Genomic DNA, 16000 nt, shown 5'->3' with positions numbered 1-16000 from the left:
TCCCCCCTGGTCTCAGGTCTGGCCGGATCCTCCCGCAGCGGCCGAGGACCCGCTCGCGGTGGACGACGCGGGTCCCCCGCTCGTGGTGGTCGGCGACGTGCTGCCCGGCGTGGTCGTGGTCGGGGCCGTCGTGGTCGGGGTGGTGGTCTCCGACGGCTCGGTCGTCCCCGTCGGCTCCTCCTGCGCCGACTCCTCGCCCGTCGGCTGCCCGTCCGTGGGCGTCGGCGTCCCGGGCGCGGAGCTGCCGCCGGCGCTGCCGGGCGGTGGCGTCGTGGTCTCCACCGCCGGGGCCGACGGCCCGGCGCCGGTGACCGGCGAGATGCCGCCGTCGTCGTCCCCGTCGCCGGACGGGCGGGACCCGCCCCCGGAGGGCGCGACGGCGTAGGTGACGACGACGTCGTCGCCCGGCTCGAGGGTGACGCCGCTGGGCGAGACCGCCAGGACCAGGCCGGGCACGGTGCGGCCGGTGACCTGCTCGCGGCGCTCCACGGACAGGCCGAGCGCGGACAGCTGCGTGGCGACGTCCTCGATGGGCCGCCCGACGTAGTCCCCGGCCTCGACGACCACGCCCTCCTGCTCGTCGCGGGTCTGGGCGACGACGACGGGCGGCGGGCCGGGATCGGTCAGCGCGGTGACCACCGCGGCCGCCGCCCCGGCGCCGAGCAGCAGCGCGAGCAGCGGCACGAGCACCGCGGCCACCCGACGGCGCGGCGCCGGCGGCGGGCTGCGGCGGGGCAGGGCGCCGGCGGGGAGACCGGCGCCCGCGGCGAGGTCGGCGGCCGCGGGGGTACCGGCGGCCGCCTGGGTGGGCGGGCCGGGGTCGGCCGGGGCGACGGCCCAGCCCGCGGCGACGGTGGACGGCCCGGCGGGGACCGGCGGCTCGAAGGCGGGCAGCCGGCCGGCGCGGGCGTCCTCGACGGCCTCGACGAACGCCGCGCCGTCGGGCATCCGCAGCGACGGGTCCTTCGCCAGCGCCCGCCGGATGAGCGTGCGGACGTCGACCGGCAGCGTGTCCGGCAGCGGCTCGGGGTCCGAGCGCAGCTGCTTGAGCGCGATGGTGACGGCGTTGTCGCCGTCGAAGGCGGGGTGCCCGGCGAGGCACTCGTAGCCGACCAGGCCGAGCGCGTAGACGTCGCTCGCGGGGGTGGCGTGGTGCCCCTCGGCCTGCTCGGGCGAGAGGTACTGCGGCGTGCCGATGACCTGGCCGGTGCGGGTGAGCGGCACGCTGCCGGCCGACCAGGCGATGCCGAAGTCGGTGATCTTCACGCTGCCGTCGGGCCGGACGAGGATGTTGCCGGGCTTGACGTCGCGGTGCACCAGCCCGGCGCGGTGGGCCTCGGCCAGCGCGGCGGCGGTCTGGGAGAGCACCGACAGCGTGGTGGGCGGATCGAGCGGGCCCTCCTGCCGCAGCAGCGCCGACAGCGGCTGGCCCTCGACCAGCTCCATGACCAGGTAGGCCAGGGTCTCGCCGGTGTCGCCGGCGGTGGTCTCGCCGTAGTCGTAGACGGCGGCGATGTTCGGGTGGCTCAGCGCGGCGGCGTGCTGGGCCTCGGCGCGGAAGCGGGCGAGGAACGTCGGGTCGCCGGTGTACTCGCTGCGCAGCACCTTGACGGCGACCTCGCGGTGCAGCAGGAGGTCGGAGGCGCGCCAGACCTGGCCCATGCCGCCGGCGGCGATGAGCTGGGCGAGCTCGTAGCGGTCACCGAGCATCCGGCGACCCGGTTCCACCACGGGAGCTCTCCCATCCCTGCCGGTCGTCGGGCCGGCGCCGTCCCCCCGGGACGCCGCACCCCCCGTCGAGGTGCCCGCGCCGTCCGGAGCCACACATCTTCCCAGTCGTCCCACCCGTCCGGGGAGTCCCACCGGTCACATGTCGGCATCGACACGACGACACGGGGCCGACGCGCGGGCGACGCGCCGGTGACCGGCGGGGGTCAGCCCTCGAGCAGGGCGCGGCCCCACCAGTCGGCGTCGTCGCGCACGCCCGGCGGGCAGGCGAAGACGGCCGAGGAGGTGTGCCGGACGTACTCGTTCATCGCGTCGAGCCGCAGGTTGCGCTGCACCTGCACGAAGCCGGTCTCCGGGTCCTTCTGGAACGCGATGAAGAACAGGCCCGCGTCGAGGCGGCCGAGGCCGTCGGTGCCGTCGACGAAGCTGTAGCCGCGCCGCAGGATCGCCGTCCCGGAGTTGGTCGGGTGGGCGAGGAAGACGTGGCTGGTCTCGGGGACCGCGAACTCACCGTCGACCTGCTTGGTGAAGTCGACGGGGTCGAACTCGGCGCGCTGCCCGAGCGGGGCGCCGCTGCCCTTGGCCCGGCCGATGGTCAGCTCCTGCTCGCGCAGCGGCGAGCTGTCCCAGGGCTCGACGAGCATCCGGATGCGCCGGGTGACCAGGTAGGAGCCGCCGCGCAGCCAGTCGGCGTCCCCGTCGCCCACCCAGACGAACCGGTCGAGCGCGCTGCCGTTCTCGGCCTTGAGGTTGTCGGTGCCGTCCTTGAACCCGAAGAGGTTGCGCGGGGTGGCCTGCGCGGTGCTGGTCGACGACGTCCGGCCGAACCCGAGCTGCGACCAGCGCACGCTCACCACGCCCGCGCCGATCCGGACCAGGTTGCGCACGGCGTGCACCGCCACCTGCGGGTCGTTCGCGCAGGCCTGGATGCACAGGTCGCCGCCGCTGATGGCGGGGTCGATCTGGTCGCCGGGGAACGCCGGCAGCTCGACCAGCGGTGCCGGGCGGCGGGCGGCCAGGCCGAAGCGGTCGCGCCCGTCGGCGGTGGTGAACAGCGTCGGGCCGAAGCCGACCGTGAGGGTGAGCCCGGACGCCGGCAGGCCGATCGCCTCGCCGGTGTCGTCGGGCGGCGCCCACTCCGACCCGCCGACCGCGCCGTCGGGACCGGCGTCCTGCCCGGCGGTCATCCGGCGGGCGGCGGCGGTCCAGTCCCGAAGCAGCTGCGCGAGCTCCTCGCGGTCGTCGGTGGTGACGTCGAGCGCGACGAAGTGCAGCCGGTCCTGCGCCGGCGTGACGATGCCCGCCTGGTGCTCGCCGTGGAAGGGCACCGCGTCGGTGGGCGCGGGCCCCGCGGCCGCCGGGGCGTCGTCGGCGGTGGCCCGGCCGATGACGCCGCCCGCCGCACCGGCGGCGAGCACACCCGCCGTGCCGGCGCCGAGGGCGCCCAGGAGTCGACGACGGGACAGTCCGGCCGGCCGCGGGTCCGCGGCCGCCTCGGTCGGGCTCGGCTCGGTCATGGCTCTCTCGCGCTGGGGGTCCGGGTCCTCAGGGCCAACGTCCCGGGGGGTCCGCCCACTCCCGGGACCGCTGTCGCCCCGCTCACCGGTCGGCGACGACCGCCGCCACCTGGCTCACCGACTCCGACAGGGCGGTGATGCTGTCCGACAGCCCCTGCAGCTGCTCCTGGGTGAGCTGGTCGTGCAGCGTCCAGCCGCCCTCGGTGCGGTACTGCTCCAGCTCGGCCTCGGTGGCGGCGAACCGCTCGTCGATCTCGGCGACCAGGTCGGGGTCGGCCTCCTCGAGGAACGGCCGCAGCGCCTGGACGGCGGCCTCGGACCCCTCGAGGTTGGCGGCGAAGTCCCACAGGTCGGTGTGCGAGTAGCGATCCTCCTCGCCGGTGATCTTGCCCGTGGCGATCTCGTCGAGGAGCGCCTTGGCGCCGTTGGCGAGCTGCAGGGGCTCCAGCGTCGTCTCGTTGGCCAGGTCGACGATCTCCTGCACGTTCGCGAGCAGCTGGTCGGCGTAGGGCGTCATGCCCTCGGTCGTGCCGCCGACCCACAGCGCCTGCTCGATGCGGTGGTAGCCGGTGAAGTCCTCGCCCTCGGCCTGGTCGCCCTCGCGGCCGTCGATGAGCGGGTCGAGGTCGCCGAAGACCTCGGCCACCGGCTCGATCCGCTCCCAGTAGGTGCGCGCGACCGGGTAGAGCGCCTTGGCGCCCTCGACGTCGCCGGCCTTGACGGCGTCGACGAACGCGGTGGTCTGCTCGAGGAGCGCGCCGGTCTGGCTCTGCACGTAGCGCTGGTAGTCGGTGCTCGCCTGGGCGAGGGTCTCGTCCTCCGACAGCGACTGGGCCTCGCCGGTGACGGTGAGGTCGCCGCGGATGCCGTCGCCGACCATGCCGGGCTTGCAGGCGGTCTCGTAGTCGCCGGCGGGCAGCTCGACGAGCAGCTCGCGGGTGAGCCCGGGGGCGATGTTCTCCACCTCGCCCATGACCCGGTCGCCCTCGGCGTAGACGTAGAACTCGGTCACCTGCTGCCCGGAGTTGGTCACCGAGAAGCTGTGCGTGCCGGCGGCCAGCTCGCTGCTGGCGACGTCGCAGGCGTCGTCGGTGGCGGCGACGGCCACGGTGTCGGCGGCCTCCCCGCCACCGGACGCCCCGCCGGAGCCGGAGCCGGAACCGGCGCCGCCGCAGGCGGCGGTGGTGAGCGCGGCCAGGAGGCCCGCGGTCAGGAGGGGGAGGCGGCGGTCACGAACGGACATGCGAGGGGGTCTCCGGCTGCGAGGAGGGGGTCCGGGCCGGGGCGGCACCGGAGGGCTGGGCGGGGGCGGCCGGCGTGCGGGCCGGCCAGAGGAAGGCGACGAGCACCGGCACGAGGTAGGCGACGTAGGCGACCGTCTCGAGCACCGTGGGGGCCGCGGTGACGTTGAAGATCCCGGCGATGGCCGCGCCGTACCAGCTGGCCGGGTCGAGGACGCCGGAGATGTCGAAGGCGAGCACGTCGAGGCCCGGCAGGACGCCCGCCTCCTGGAAGTCGTGGACGCCGTACTTGAGGATCCCGGCCGCGACGAACACCAGCAGGACGCCGCTCACGGTGAAGAACCGCGACAGGTCGATCCGGATCGCCCCGGCGTAGAGCCCGACGCCGATGACGACGGCGGTGAGCACGCCCGCGCTGATCGCCAGCAGCGGCGTCGCCGACGTCGTCGCGCCCTGAGCGGCCGCGTAGAACAGCAGCGTCGTCTCCAGGCCCTCGCGGACGACGGACAGGAAGGCGACGCCGGCGACGGCGAGCGTGCCCATGCCGAGCGCGTGCTCGAGCTGGCCGGTGAGCTCGCCCTTGAGCCGGCGGGCGGTCCGGCGCATCCAGAAGACCATCCAGGTCACCAGCGCCACGGCCAGCACCGAGGTGACCGCCTCGAACAGCTCCCGGGAGCGGTAGTCGGCCAGCAGCGTCGTCGACGTGTAGGTGAGCAGGGCACCGAAGAGCACGGACAGGGCGAGCGCCGCGGCCACGCCGGCCCACAGCGGGACCAGCTGGCGGCGCCGGCCGCTCTTCACCAGGTAGGCGACGAGGATGCTGACGACGAGCGTGGCCTCGAGGCCCTCGCGGAGGCCGATGAGGTAGCTGGCGAGGAACGCCTGGCCCATGGCTGACCCATCTGTCGGGGATCGGGTGTCCCCCGTCACCGGACTGAGGGCAGGCACACCTTACTCATCGCGCACGACCGATCCAGCCCCTCCGTGCGAGAGGCCCCCGCGGCCGCTCGCGCCCGTGGCAGGGTGACCGGCATGTCAGAGACGACGACCGCCACCACGACCGTGACCCGCGAGGACGCCGGCGGCGTCGCGACGGTGACGCTCCAGCAGTCGGGGATCTCCCGCGCGCTGCGCCGCGAGCTGCTCGAGGTGGTGCGGGGCATCGCCGGCGACGGGTCGGTGCGGGCGGTGCTGCTCACCGGCACGGGGCGCGCGTTCTCCGTCGGTCAGGACCTCGCCGAGCACGTCGAGTCCCTGCGCGGGGACGCCGCGTCGTCGCTGCGGGTGGTCGAGGACGAGTACAACCCGCTGGTGCTGGCGCTGTCGGCGCTGCGCGTGCCGGTCGTCGTCGGCATCAACGGCGCGTGCGCCGGGGCGGGCCTGGGCCTGGCGATGGCCGGCGACCTGCGGGTCGCCGCCGCCGGCGCGAAGTTCACCACCGCGTTCACCGGCGTGGGCCTGGGCAGCGACTCGGCGCTGGCCGCCCGGCTGGTGCACACCGTGGGCGTCGGACGGGCCACCGAGCTGCTGCTGCTGCCCGACCCGTTCACGGCCGAGACCGCGCTGCAGTGGGGCCTGGTGCACCGGGTGGTCGAGCCCGGCGAGGTCGCCGCGGAGGCGCGGGCGCTGGCCGAGCGGCTGGCCGCGGGGCCGACGGCTGCCTACCGCGCGGTGAAGACGGTGCTGGCCACCGCGCCCACCGACTCGCTGGAGCAGACGCTGGCGCACGAGGCGCGGCTGCAGACGGCGCTGGGGTCGACGGCGGACCACTCCGAGGCGGTCGAGGCCTTCCTGGCCAAGCGCGCGCCCCGGTTCACCGGGAGCTGACCGGGCCCAGGAGCCCAGCGGGCCCCGGGAGCTCAGCGGGCCCAGGGGCTCAGCGGGCTCGGGAGGTCAGCGGGCCAGGGTGGTGCAGGCGCCGCAGACGTCGCTGGTCGTGGGCGGCCACGGCTCGTCCACGGCCACGCGGGCGAGGCTGCCGCACAGGCTGAGCTCGCAGGCGCCGTCCACCTCGGCGGCGGGTCGGTGCAGCTCGACGGCGTGCCAGAGGGCCGCGGTCGGGCCGTGCGCCCGGCTGCGGGCGGCGGCGTACGTCGTGGCCGCGAACGGCGTGGGGGCGGTCGCGGCGGCGGTGCGGGCGGTGCTGCCGGCGGCGGTGGTGGGGGCCATGCCGGAGAGGTCGGCAGCCCCGCGGCCGCGCGCCAGCCGGGGCGCGCTCCCCTCCCCCCTCCGGGTGAGGTGCAGGATGCCGGCATGCAGCTGACGAAGCACGGGCACGCCTGCGTGGTGCTGGAGGACGACGGCCGCCGTCTGGTCGTCGACCCGGGCGCCTTCACCGACCCGGCGGCGCTCGACGGCGCGACGGCGGTGCTGGTGACGCACGAGCACCCGGACCACTTCGTGGGCGAGCGGCTGCGCGCGGCGCTCGACGCCGACCCCGCGCTGGAGGTGTGGACGAACCCGTCCGTCGCCGGGCAGCTGGAGGGCCTCGGCGGGCGGGTGCACGCGGTGGGCCACGGCGACGCGGTGACCGTGGCCGGCTTCGACGTGCAGGTGCACGGCGAGTGGCACGCGGTGATCCACCCGGAGCTGCCCCGGGTGCGCAACGTCGGCTTCCTGGTGGCGGGCCGGGTCTTCCACCCCGGCGACGCGTTCACCGTGCCCGACGCCCCGGTACCGGCGCTGCTGCTGCCGCTGCACGCGCCCTGGTCGAAGACCGCGGAGGTGGTCGACTACGTCCGCGCCGTGGGGGCGGAGCGGGCCTTCGCCGTGCACGACGGCCTGCTCAACGACACCGGGCTCGGCGTGGTGGCCGGGCTCCTCGGCGAGCGGGGACCGGGCACGCCCACGCCGTACGCCCGGCTGGCGCCGGGGGAGTCGGTCGGGCTCTGAGCGCCCGCCCGGCTCCCCCGGCCCGGGGTCAGCGGACGGCGCGGTTGCGGCCGCCCGACAGACCCTCGGCGACGCCGATGAGCAGCACCGCAGCGATCACCGCGACGATGAAGCCGATGACGTTGAGCTCGAAGATGTCGCCGGTGCCGAGCAGGCTCGCGACGACGCCGCCGATGAGGGCGCCGACGACGCCGAGCAGCAGCGTGGCGACGATGCTCAGCCGCTGACGGCCGGGCTTGATGAGGCGCGCGAGCGCACCGATGATCAGGCCCACCACGATCAGACCGAGGATCTGCACGTCTGTCTCCCTTGTGTCCTGCGGACGCCGGACGGCGTCCTGGCCGGGGAGATCACTACCCGCAAGATCACCCCGCACACACACGGGGCGCCCGGTTCACCCGGCGGTGACCTGCTCCACGTGGGCCGGCAGCTTGTCCAGCTCGCCGTCGACGGTCTGCTGCACCATGCGCTGCAGGGCCGAGCGGGTGAACCGGTCGGCCAGCCGCACCCGCCGGGGGGCGTGGGTGAGCGTGATGGTCACCCGGGTGCCGCCGTCGCCGGCGTCGGCCAGCTCGATCCGCGTCGTCCACGTCTCGGGGGTGAGCTCGAGCCGGGTGGCCACCACCCGCTCGGGCTCCCACTCGACGATCTCGCCGCGCGGCGCGCCCTCGCGGGGGCGCTGGTCGCCGGCGAGCTGCCCGGGCACGCAGACGAACCGGGTGCCGCGACCCGACCCCTCCCCGTCGACGACGTAGGAGACGTCGCACACGGCGCAGTAGGGCTCGAGCACGGCCAGCGCCCGCCAGACGCGGCTGCGCGGCGCGGCCACCTCGCGGGTCCCGCTCGCCGTGGTCACACCCCGACGGTAGCCGCGTTCACGCGGGCCCCGGCGTGAGGTCGGCGAGCACGGCGCGGGCGACGGCGTAGCGCTCCTCCCCCACCCGGCCGGCCCACTCGCGCTCGATCGCGGCGAGGTGCGCGCGGACGGTGTCGTTGACCTGCCGGCCGCGGCCGGTGAGCCGGACGAGGCGGGCCCGTCCGTCGGTGGGGTCGGGGACCACCTCGACGTAGCCGCCGTCCTCGAGCGGCTGCAGGGCCTGGGCGAGCGCCTGCTTGGTCAGCCCGCTCGTGGTCGCCATCCGGCTCAGCCGCTCGCCGCCCGGCGGGACCATGGACAGCAGGCGGTAGTGCCGCGTGCGCAGGCCGGGGAAGGACTCGTCGCTCAGGGCGTACAGCTCGGCGCGGATCCGGTGGATGGCGTGCTCGAGCAGGACGACCACGAGGGGGCCGTCGTCCCCGTTGACGGATTCCGTCAAGGTGCTTCACCATCTCCGTGTCAGACAAGCGGCTTGACCATCCTCCCACGGAGCCCGCGATGACGACCTCCCCCTGGCTGGCCCTGTTCCGGCCGCTGCACCCCCGCCGCCCGCACCGCCCCGGTCCCCGGCGTCCCCGGTGACCGGGCTGCCGGGCGGGACGACGGTCGACGGGCTGCTGCCGGGCGGGACGACGGTCGACGGGCTGCTGCCCGCCCTGCGCCGCTGGGCCGGCGACCCGGACCTGACCGTCGAGCGGGTGACCTGCGCGCCGATCCCGCACCACGTCACCGCGCCGTCCACGCGGGCGCTCACCCGGGTCGCCGTCGCCGGCCGCGGCGGCGACGGGCGGCCGGTGGTGCTGCGCCTGGTGGCCAAGGAGCTGCAGGCCGCCCGCTACGGCCTCCCGCCGGAGATGCCCGACGTCGAACGGGCCCGGCTCGACGGCATCATCCCCTGGCGGCTGGAGGCCGACGTCCTCGTCGACGGCGTCGCCGCGCTGTCCCCGCCGGGTCTGCGCCCGCCGGCCGTGGTGCACGTGCAGGAGCACCCCGGGGACCGGCTGACCCTGTGGCTCGAGGACGCCGACCCGCTCGACGCCCCGTGGACCGAGGCCGACACCCTCCGGGCCGCGGAGCTCCTGGGCCGGCTCGCCGCCCGCCGCCGGCACCACCCCGTGCCCCCGATGCCCACCGGCGACTTCCTGACCAGCTACCGGGACGACCAGCTCGGCCGCTGGGCGGTGCCGTGGCTGCTCGACGACGCCACCTGGGCCGCGCCGGTGATGCAGGTGGCCGAGGTGGTGGCGCTCCGGGAGGAGGTCTGCGCGCTGGCCCGCCGGGTGACCGAGGTGCACGCCGGCCTCGCCCCGCTGCCGGTGCTGCCCGCGCACGGGGACGCGACGCCGATGAACCTGCTCCGGCCCGCCGCGGCCCCGGACACGTTCGTGCTGGTCGACTGGGCGATGTCCGGCCCGGCGCCCGCCGGTTTCGACCTCGTGCCGCTGCTGTTCGGGCGGGCCGAGTGCGGGGCCGGGGCGCCCGGTGAGGTGCCCGGCCTGCTGGGCCCGGCGGTCGCCGCCCACGCCCGCGGGCTGGCCGCCGAGGGCGTGACGGTGTCCCCCGCGGAGCTCGAGACCGCCGTCCTGCTGGCCGCGCTGCTGCGCTACCCGTGCACCGGGATGCCGCTGCACGTGCTGTCCCGGCCGGTGACCGACGAGCTGCTGGCGTACGCGGCCCAGCGGGCGCGGTTCGTGCGGATGGTGCTCGACCTCGAACCGCGGCTGGCGGCGCTCAGCGGCCGGTGACCGAGACCTCGAACTCGACCTGGCTCACGTCGGGGCGCAGCCGGGAGAAGGAGTGCACCAGCGGGTGGCCGGAGCTGTCGCGCACGGTGGTGCGGACGACGAGCAGCGGCGAGCCCGCGGCGATCTGCAGCAGGTCGGCCTCGTCGGGGGCGGCGGTGCCGACGTCGACGACGATCCGCGCGTGGGCGAGGTCGGCGCCGTACTCGCGCCGCAGGAACTCGTACAGCGAGCCCTCGGTGAAGTCCTCGACGGCGACCTTCGGGTACCGGTCGGCGGGCAGGAAGCTGTGCGCCACGTGGTTCGGGGCGCCGTCGACGCTGCGCAGCCGCTCGAGCTCGACGACGTCCGCGGCGACGTCGAGGGCGAGCTCGGTGGCGACCGTCCGCGGCGCCGGGACGACGCGCTGCTGCAGGACCGTGGTGCCCACCTGCGCGCCCTGCTCGGCCATGAGCGAGCTCCAGCCGGCGATCCGGTGGACGAAGCTCTCGCGGTACTCGTGCCGGATGGCCGGGCGGGTGACGTAGGTGCCGCGGCCCTGCTCGCGCACGAGGTGCCCGTCGGCCACCAGCCCGTCGACCGCCCGGCGCAGCGTGATCCGGCTGACCCCGTACTCGGCGCACAGCGAGGGCTCCGGGGGCAGCAGCGCCCCCTCCGGCATCGCCGCGACCCGGCGCCGGAGGTGCTCCCGGACCGAGAGGTACTTCGGTCCCGCCGCCGCTGCCGTCACGACCGCCAGGGTATGCGGAGGAAGACGTCTGCGGACGTCATGTCGTATGAGACGTCTCCCGCCCGGGTGAGATCCGGGCCGCTCAGGGCGCCCGCAGCTCGACGACGGTGACCTCGGGGCGGGCGCCCACCCGCATCGGCGGCCCCCAGTAGCCGGCGCCGGAGGTCACGTACAGCTGGGTGTCGCCGTGCCGGGACAGGCCCTCGACGGCGGGCTGGTCGAGCCGGATCGCGTAGTCGAAGGGCCACAGCTGCCCGCCGTGGGTGTGCCCGGACAGCTGCAGGTCGACGCCCGCCGCCCGCGCCTGCTCCACCTGCACCGGCTGGTGGGCCAGCAGCACGACCGGCGTGGCGTCGTCGCGGCCGTCGAGGGCGGCGTCGAGGTCGGCGCCGTGCCCGGGGACGCCGGAGCCGGCAGCCGTGCGGTCGTCGATGCCGGCCAGGTCGAACGAGGCGCCGCCGCGGGTGATCGGCACCCGCTCGTTGCGCAGCACCTCGACGCCGAGGGTGGGCAGGTGCCGCAGCCAGGCGGTGGTGTCGACGAAGTACTCGTGGTTGCCGGTGACGAAGTAGACGCCCTGCTCGCTGACCAGGTCGGCCAGCGGGGCGACGTCCCGGCGCAGCTCGTCGACCTCGCCGTCGACCAGGTCGCCGACGATCGCCACGACGTCGGGCCGCTGCTCGTTGACGATCTCCACCAGCCGCTCGAAGCGCCGCCCGCCGTAGGTGGCCGACAGGTGGCCGTCGGAGAAGGTGACGACCCGCAGCCCGTCGAGGGCCGGGTCCAGCCGCGGCAGGGTCACCGGCACCCGGCGCACGACCGGCGGGGAGTTGGCGAGGTACGCGCCGGTGCCGGCGGTGCCCAGCGCCACGGCGCCGGCGGTGACGGCCAGCGAGCGGGCGAGGAAGAGCCGCCGCGAGGGATCGGGGGGTCCGGCCTGCGGCTCCGCGGCCGGCGGGGGCGGCGCGGGGGCAGCGGGGGCAGCGGGGGCAGCGGGGGCAGCGGGGGCAGCGGGGGCAGCGGGCACGGTCGCCGGCTCCCGGGCCGGTTCCGCAGCCACGGCCGGCCTCGTGCGCCTGTCCAGGAGCCAGCGCACCGGTTCCAGCGCCAGCAGCGCGAGGAAGGCGTAGAAGGCGACGCCCAGCCACGTGAAGCCGACCCAGGCCAGCGGCGCCTGCGCCGACAGCGACAGGTCGCGGCGGGTCAGCACGGCGGCGGCCGGGAAGAGGGCGAGCAGGACCGTGACCCAGGTGAGCGCCCGGCGCACCCGGCCCGGCCGCGTGGTGCTGCGGACCAGCCGCCACCACAGGTAGCCGTGCAGCAGGAGCATCGCCACGAGGACGACGGTGCCGAACCCGAGCAGGGCGATCAGGGACAGGACGGACCTCGCTTCGCGGGGGACGGCGGGGCGGACGTGCCCGGCCAGGGAGACGACCGGCCGGCCCGCGGCGTTCCCGCGCGCGCCGGCCGGCCGGTCGTGCTCAGGCCCGCGCGGCGGCGCGGACGGCGTCGCGCAGGGTGGGCTCCAGCGCCCAGAACGCCCGGTCGGCGTGCTCGGCGCGGGCCTCCTCGAGGCCGTGCAGCCGGCCGTAGGTGAAGGTGTCCTCCCCCGCGCCGACGGCGGCGGTGGCCAGCCGCAGGCACCACGTCCGCGTGACCACGGTGTCCTGGGCCTCGCCGAGGACGTCCTGCACCTGCTTCATGCAGGCCACCAGCGCCTCCGCGGGCGCGCCGAGCACCGGCGCGGCGACCTCGGCGGTGTAGCGGACCCGCTTGGCGGCCTTGCGCGCCTCGTGGAGGGCGTGCTCCGTCTCCTCCTCGTGCGCCCCGGGGTCGACGGCCTCGCGGCCGCGGGCCTCGTCGATGCGCGCGGTGAGCCGCTTGCCGGCGCGCTTCACCGCGTCGGCGAGGACGGCCCGGGCAGGCTGACCCGCGGCCTCGGCCAGCGGCGGGTCGGCGAGCAGGGCGTCCAGGGAGTCCAGCAGCGCGAGGTGCCGCTTGTCCGACAGCGCGCGGATCGCCGCCTTGCGGCCGCGCTCGACGTCGGCCACCTCGGTGGAGCGCAGCCGCGCGGAGACCGGGCCGCGGACCAGCTCGACCGGCTGCGCGGCGACGACGGCGCGCAGGTGCTCCAGGGCCACCTCGCCGTCGCGGGCGCCGGACAGCGCGCCGCCGATCCACTGCAGCTCGCCACGGACCGGGTCGGTGGCGGTGCGGTCGAGGACGTTCCGGAAGGCGGCGAGGATGCTGCGCAGCCGCCGGCAGGCCACCCGCAGGTCGTGCACGCCCTCCGGGTCGCCGGTGCGCACGCCGATGTCAGCGACCTGCAGCGCCTCGACCTGGGCACGCAGCGCGGCGAGGACGACGTCGCCCGCCGTACGCGCGGCCGCGGCGTCGTCCTCCCCCTTGCCCTTGGCCTTCTTGCCCTTCTTCCCCTTGCCCTTGGCCTTGGCCCTGCCCTCGGGGGCCTCGGGGGCGGGCGCGGAGGTGGCGGCCGGCGCGGCGGCCGCCAGCCGGCCCGCCAGGACGCGCGAGAGCTTCGACGGCGAGTCCGACGGCCGGATGCCCCCGGCGACCAGGGCGTCGGCGACGGCGTCGAGCAGCTCCGGGTCGCCGTCGACGAGCTCCACCTCGATCTCGCGCCACGTGGTCACCTCGGCAGGCGAGCCCGGGTCGGGCGCCATCGCGGTGCCGGTGACGGTGTCGGCGGCGACCTCGGCGAGCACCCGGCCGTCGGCGTCGAGCAGCTCGGTGACCTGGCGGGTGGTCTGCAGGGTGGCGACCGGCTCGGGACGCTTCCCGCGCAGGACGGCGGTCACCGGCTCGGTGACGGCGCGCGGCACGACGGTGCGGCGGGTGCCCAGCGGCGCGTGCACCTCGCGGCGCGACCCGGCGACGGCGGTCGGCAGCTTGAGGTGCCAGCCGGCGTCGGTGCCGCCGGTGCGCCGGCGCAGCGTGATCCGCGCGCGGAGCAGCCGGAGGTCCGGGGTGTCGTAGTAGGTGGCGTCCAGGTCGTGCGTCACCGGGTCACCCACGGTGACGACGCCGCGGCCGACCCCGGTCAGGTCCGGCAGCACGACGTCCGGCCCCGCCTCGAACTTCCGCTCGACCTCGAGCTTGCCGCTGCCCACGTCGTCCTCCTCAGGTGGCCTTCTCCCGTACAGACCGTAGGCGTCGACCGCGTGTCGGGACACACGGCACCGGGCACTCTCCCGCCCGAGGACGCCAGAGCAGGCGTGCGGAGGAGGCGAGCACCGTGTTGAGCGAGCGAGACCTGTCGGCGGCGATCGGGAGCACGGCCCACGGACCGGACGGCGAGAAGATCGGCACCGTCGAGAGCTTCTTCGTCGACGACCGCACCGGTGCACCGACCTGGGTGGCCGTGAGCACCGGCCTGTTCGGGACCCGCCACTCGGTCGTGCCGGCCACCGAGGCCACCTTCACCGACGGGATGCTGCAGGTCCCCGTGGGCAAGGAGGCGGTGCGCCACGCGCCCGCCGTGCACGGGGACCACCTGAGCCCCGAGGAGGAGGCGGACCTGCGCCGCCACTACGGGATCGGGACGGGCACCGGGACGGGCATCGGGACGGGCACGGAGGCCGGTGCCGGCACCGGTGTCCCGACCGGGACGACGACCGGCACGACGACGGACCGGACGACGGGGACGGCGGACACGACGGCCCAGGCGCCCGCGCAGGGGGTCGCCGGCACCGCCCCGGCCTCCGGGGCGAGCGCCGAGGCCGCGGGCCTGGTCCCCGGACCCGCGACCGACCCGGGCACCCGCCCGGTGCCGCCGCCGGCGTCCGACGTCCGCACCACCACCGAGCAGGCCGCGCCGCCGGTCCCGCAGCACTCCGACGGGGCGATGACCCGCAGCGAGGAGCAGGTGCGGGTGGGCACCGAGCAGGTCGCCGCCACGCGCGTGCGCGTCGTGAAGTACGTGGTCACCGAGGAGGTGCAGGTGACCGTCCCGATCCGGCGCGAGGAGATCCGGATCGAGGAGGTGCCGTTCGACGCACCCGACCCGGGGCCCGGCGAGTCGCTCGTCCCGGGCGGTGCCGGCACGGGAGGCGGGGTGACCGGGGGCGCCACGGGCGGCGGGGTCGCCGGTGGTGTCGGGAGCGAGGTCGGCAGCGGCGGTCAGGTCGGCGTCGGACTCGCCGGCGTGCCCGACGAGATCGTGCTGCACGCCGAGCGGCCGGTCGTCACCGTCGAGGTCGTGCCGGTCGAGCGGGTGCGGCTGCGCACCGAGCTCGTCCAGGGCCACGAGCGCATCACCGAGCAGGTGCAGCGCGAGCAGATCGTCGTCGACGAGACACCGGCGCGACACGCCGGCACGGCGCCGGCCGGGACCGCGCAGACCGGGACCGCGCAGACCGGGACCGCGGAGGCCGGCCCGGCCCCCGCGGACCGGACCCAGCAGATCGGCGCCGTCCCGCCGGCCGACCGGACCCAGCAGATCAGCCCGGTCCCGCAGGCCGGCCAGGCCCCGCCGCGCTAGCCGCGGCGGTCGGCCAGGAAGGCGAACCGCGCGCGGGTGGCGGCGACCTCGGCGGCGTCGACGTCGGCGAGCACGAGCGTCTCCCCACCCGCGGCGGTGGCCAGGAGGTCGCCCATCGGGCTGACCACCTGGCTGTCGCCGGCGTGCTCGAGTCCGTCGCCGCCGGTGCCCACGCGGTTGCAGGCCACCACGTAGGCCTGGTTCTCGATGGCCCGGGCCCGCAGCAGCGTCGTCCAGTGGTGACGGCGCGGGGCGGGCCAGTTCGCCGTCACGAGGTAGACGTCGGTCTGCTCGGCGGCGGCCCAGAAGACGTCGGCGAAGCGCAGGTCGTAGCAGATGAACGGCGTGACCCGCAGGCCGCCGACGTCCACCGTCACCGGCGCCTCCCCGGCGCGGAACCGCTCGGCCTCGCCGCCGTGGGTGAACGGGTGCAGCTTGCGGTAGCGGTGCACCTGCCCGTCCGGGCCGGCCAGGACGAGGGAGTTGAACGGCAGGTCGCCACCGGGGGCGATCTCCGGGCAGCTGCCGGCCACCCAGACGCCGTGCTCGGCGGCCTGCGCTCGCAGGAAGGACGCCGACGGGCCGTCCTCGGGCTCGCCGATGCCCGGTGTCATGGAGAAGCCGGTGGAGAACGTCTCGCTGAGCAGGACGAACTCCGCGCCCGCGGCGGCCGCGCGGGCGACCTGGGGGGCGAGCCGGGCGTAGTTCGCCTCCCGGTCCTCCCAGACGATGTCGTGCTGGACCACCCCGAACCTCACGCTGCGCCTCCCCG

16 protein-coding genes are annotated in these 16000 nt (G+C 76.4%); 4 read left to right on the top strand and 12 right to left on the bottom strand.

From position 1 onward, the window contains the following. Nucleotides 1-12: 12 nt before the first annotated feature. From BUE37_RS19600 to efeU, 4 genes are all read right to left on the bottom strand, one after another. Nucleotides 13-1731 carry a serine/threonine protein kinase gene (locus BUE37_RS19600; protein WP_083628935.1) on the bottom strand — a complete coding sequence of 573 codons (1719 nt, stop codon included), beginning with the start codon at nucleotides 1729-1731 and terminating at the stop codon, nucleotides 13-15. A gap of 203 nt (nucleotides 1732-1934) precedes the next feature. Beyond that, entirely contained in the window at nucleotides 1935-3245 is a 1311-nt protein-coding gene (gene efeB, locus BUE37_RS19595) for an iron uptake transporter deferrochelatase/peroxidase subunit (protein ID WP_073422123.1), read from the bottom strand. 82 nt (nucleotides 3246-3327) lie between these two features. Beyond that, complete coding sequence (gene efeO / locus BUE37_RS19590; protein ID WP_073422122.1) at nucleotides 3328-4488, bottom strand: iron uptake system protein EfeO; 1161 nt, start codon at nucleotides 4486-4488, stop codon at nucleotides 3328-3330. Next, nucleotides 4475-5377: an iron uptake transporter permease EfeU gene (efeU, locus tag BUE37_RS19585; protein ID WP_073422121.1), complete on the bottom strand. Its 903-nt coding sequence runs from the start codon at nucleotides 5375-5377 to the stop codon at nucleotides 4475-4477. The genes efeO and efeU overlap by 14 nt, the downstream gene beginning before the upstream one ends. Nucleotides 5378-5518: 141 nt before the next feature. Here efeU and BUE37_RS19580 point away from each other — a divergent pair, with 141 nt between their 5' ends. Further along, nucleotides 5519-6313, top strand: a complete 795-nt coding sequence (locus tag BUE37_RS19580; RefSeq protein WP_073422244.1) for an enoyl-CoA hydratase/isomerase family protein — start codon at nucleotides 5519-5521, stop codon at nucleotides 6311-6313. 66 nt (nucleotides 6314-6379) lie between these two features. Here the strand turns inward: BUE37_RS19580 and BUE37_RS19575 are convergent, their stop codons facing one another. Then, nucleotides 6380-6655: a hypothetical protein gene (locus BUE37_RS19575; RefSeq protein ID WP_073422120.1), complete on the bottom strand. Its 276-nt coding sequence runs from the start codon at nucleotides 6653-6655 to the stop codon at nucleotides 6380-6382. An 84-nt stretch (nucleotides 6656-6739) separates the two neighbouring features. On the opposite strand from BUE37_RS19575, the gene BUE37_RS19570 reads away from it, so the two are divergent. Beyond that, nucleotides 6740-7378 carry an MBL fold metallo-hydrolase gene (locus tag BUE37_RS19570; protein WP_073422119.1) on the top strand — a complete coding sequence of 213 codons (639 nt, stop codon included), beginning with the start codon at nucleotides 6740-6742 and terminating at the stop codon, nucleotides 7376-7378. 28 nt (nucleotides 7379-7406) lie between these two features. Here the strand turns inward: BUE37_RS19570 and BUE37_RS19565 are convergent, their stop codons facing one another. The 3 genes from BUE37_RS19565 to BUE37_RS19555 form a co-directional block, all read right to left on the bottom strand. Next, nucleotides 7407-7676, bottom strand: coding sequence for a GlsB/YeaQ/YmgE family stress response membrane protein (locus BUE37_RS19565; RefSeq protein ID WP_217651330.1), 270 nt, complete (start codon nucleotides 7674-7676; stop codon nucleotides 7407-7409). 96 nt (nucleotides 7677-7772) lie between these two features. Next, nucleotides 7773-8234, bottom strand: a complete 462-nt coding sequence (locus tag BUE37_RS19560) for an SRPBCC family protein (protein ID WP_073422118.1) — start codon at nucleotides 8232-8234, stop codon at nucleotides 7773-7775. Between the two features lie 19 nt (nucleotides 8235-8253). Beyond that, the gene (locus BUE37_RS19555) at nucleotides 8254-8694 is read right to left on the bottom strand and encodes a MarR family winged helix-turn-helix transcriptional regulator (RefSeq protein WP_139253070.1); all 441 of its coding nucleotides are present in this window, start codon (nucleotides 8692-8694) and stop codon (nucleotides 8254-8256) included. A gap of 139 nt (nucleotides 8695-8833) precedes the next feature. Here BUE37_RS19555 and BUE37_RS19550 point away from each other — a divergent pair, with 139 nt between their 5' ends. Then, nucleotides 8834-10000, top strand: coding sequence for a hypothetical protein (locus BUE37_RS19550; RefSeq protein WP_073422116.1), 1167 nt, complete (start codon nucleotides 8834-8836; stop codon nucleotides 9998-10000). On the opposite strand, the gene BUE37_RS19545 is transcribed toward BUE37_RS19550, so the two are convergent. From BUE37_RS19545 to BUE37_RS19535, 3 genes are all read right to left on the bottom strand, one after another. Further along, the gene (locus BUE37_RS19545; protein WP_073422115.1) at nucleotides 9987-10727 is read right to left on the bottom strand and encodes a GntR family transcriptional regulator; all 741 of its coding nucleotides are present in this window, start codon (nucleotides 10725-10727) and stop codon (nucleotides 9987-9989) included. The two genes, BUE37_RS19550 and BUE37_RS19545, sit on opposite strands and share 14 nt — an antisense overlap. Nucleotides 10728-10809: 82 nt before the next feature. Further along, nucleotides 10810-12057, bottom strand: coding sequence for a metallophosphoesterase (locus tag BUE37_RS19540; RefSeq protein WP_073422242.1), 1248 nt, complete (start codon nucleotides 12055-12057; stop codon nucleotides 10810-10812). Between the two features lie 151 nt (nucleotides 12058-12208). Continuing rightward, nucleotides 12209-13858 carry a CYTH and CHAD domain-containing protein gene (locus tag BUE37_RS19535; protein WP_073422114.1) on the bottom strand — a complete coding sequence of 550 codons (1650 nt, stop codon included), beginning with the start codon at nucleotides 13856-13858 and terminating at the stop codon, nucleotides 12209-12211. Between the two features lie 125 nt (nucleotides 13859-13983). Between BUE37_RS19535 and BUE37_RS19530 the strand changes: the two genes are divergently transcribed. Next, nucleotides 13984-15228 carry a PRC-barrel domain-containing protein gene (locus BUE37_RS19530; protein WP_073422113.1) on the top strand — a complete coding sequence of 415 codons (1245 nt, stop codon included), beginning with the start codon at nucleotides 13984-13986 and terminating at the stop codon, nucleotides 15226-15228. Here BUE37_RS19530 and BUE37_RS19525 read toward each other — a convergent pair. After that, a complete protein-coding gene (locus BUE37_RS19525) occupies nucleotides 15225-15986 on the bottom strand; it encodes a nitrilase-related carbon-nitrogen hydrolase (protein WP_073422112.1) in 762 nt (253 codons plus the stop codon). The genes BUE37_RS19530 and BUE37_RS19525 overlap by 4 nt on opposite strands. Nucleotides 15987-16000: the final 14 nt, after the last annotated feature.

Source organism: Geodermatophilus nigrescens, assembly GCF_900129495.1.
Taxonomy (GTDB): Bacteria; Actinomycetota; Actinomycetes; order Mycobacteriales; family Geodermatophilaceae; genus Geodermatophilus; species Geodermatophilus nigrescens.
This window is presented reverse-complemented; position numbering and strand designations above follow the sequence as displayed.

Bases quoted from the DNA above. Each gene is read 5' to 3' on its own strand.
- efeB (WP_073422123.1), bottom strand. From the start codon at position 3,245: ATGACCGAGCCGAGCCCGACCGAGGCGGCCGCGGACCCGCGGCCGGCC.
- efeO (WP_073422122.1), bottom strand. From the start codon at position 4,488: ATGTCCGTTCGTGACCGCCGCCTCCCCCTCCTGACCGCGGGCCTCCTG.
- efeU (WP_073422121.1), bottom strand. From the start codon at position 5,377: ATGGGCCAGGCGTTCCTCGCCAGCTACCTCATCGGCCTCCGCGAGGGC.
- BUE37_RS19580 (WP_073422244.1), top strand. From the start codon at position 5,519: ATGTCAGAGACGACGACCGCCACCACGACCGTGACCCGCGAGGACGCC.
- BUE37_RS19575 (WP_073422120.1), bottom strand. From the start codon at position 6,655: ATGGCCCCCACCACCGCCGCCGGCAGCACCGCCCGCACCGCCGCCGCG.
- BUE37_RS19570 (WP_073422119.1), top strand. From the start codon at position 6,740: ATGCAGCTGACGAAGCACGGGCACGCCTGCGTGGTGCTGGAGGACGAC.
- BUE37_RS19540 (WP_073422242.1), bottom strand. From the start codon at position 12,057: ATGCTCCTGCTGCACGGCTACCTGTGGTGGCGGCTGGTCCGCAGCACC.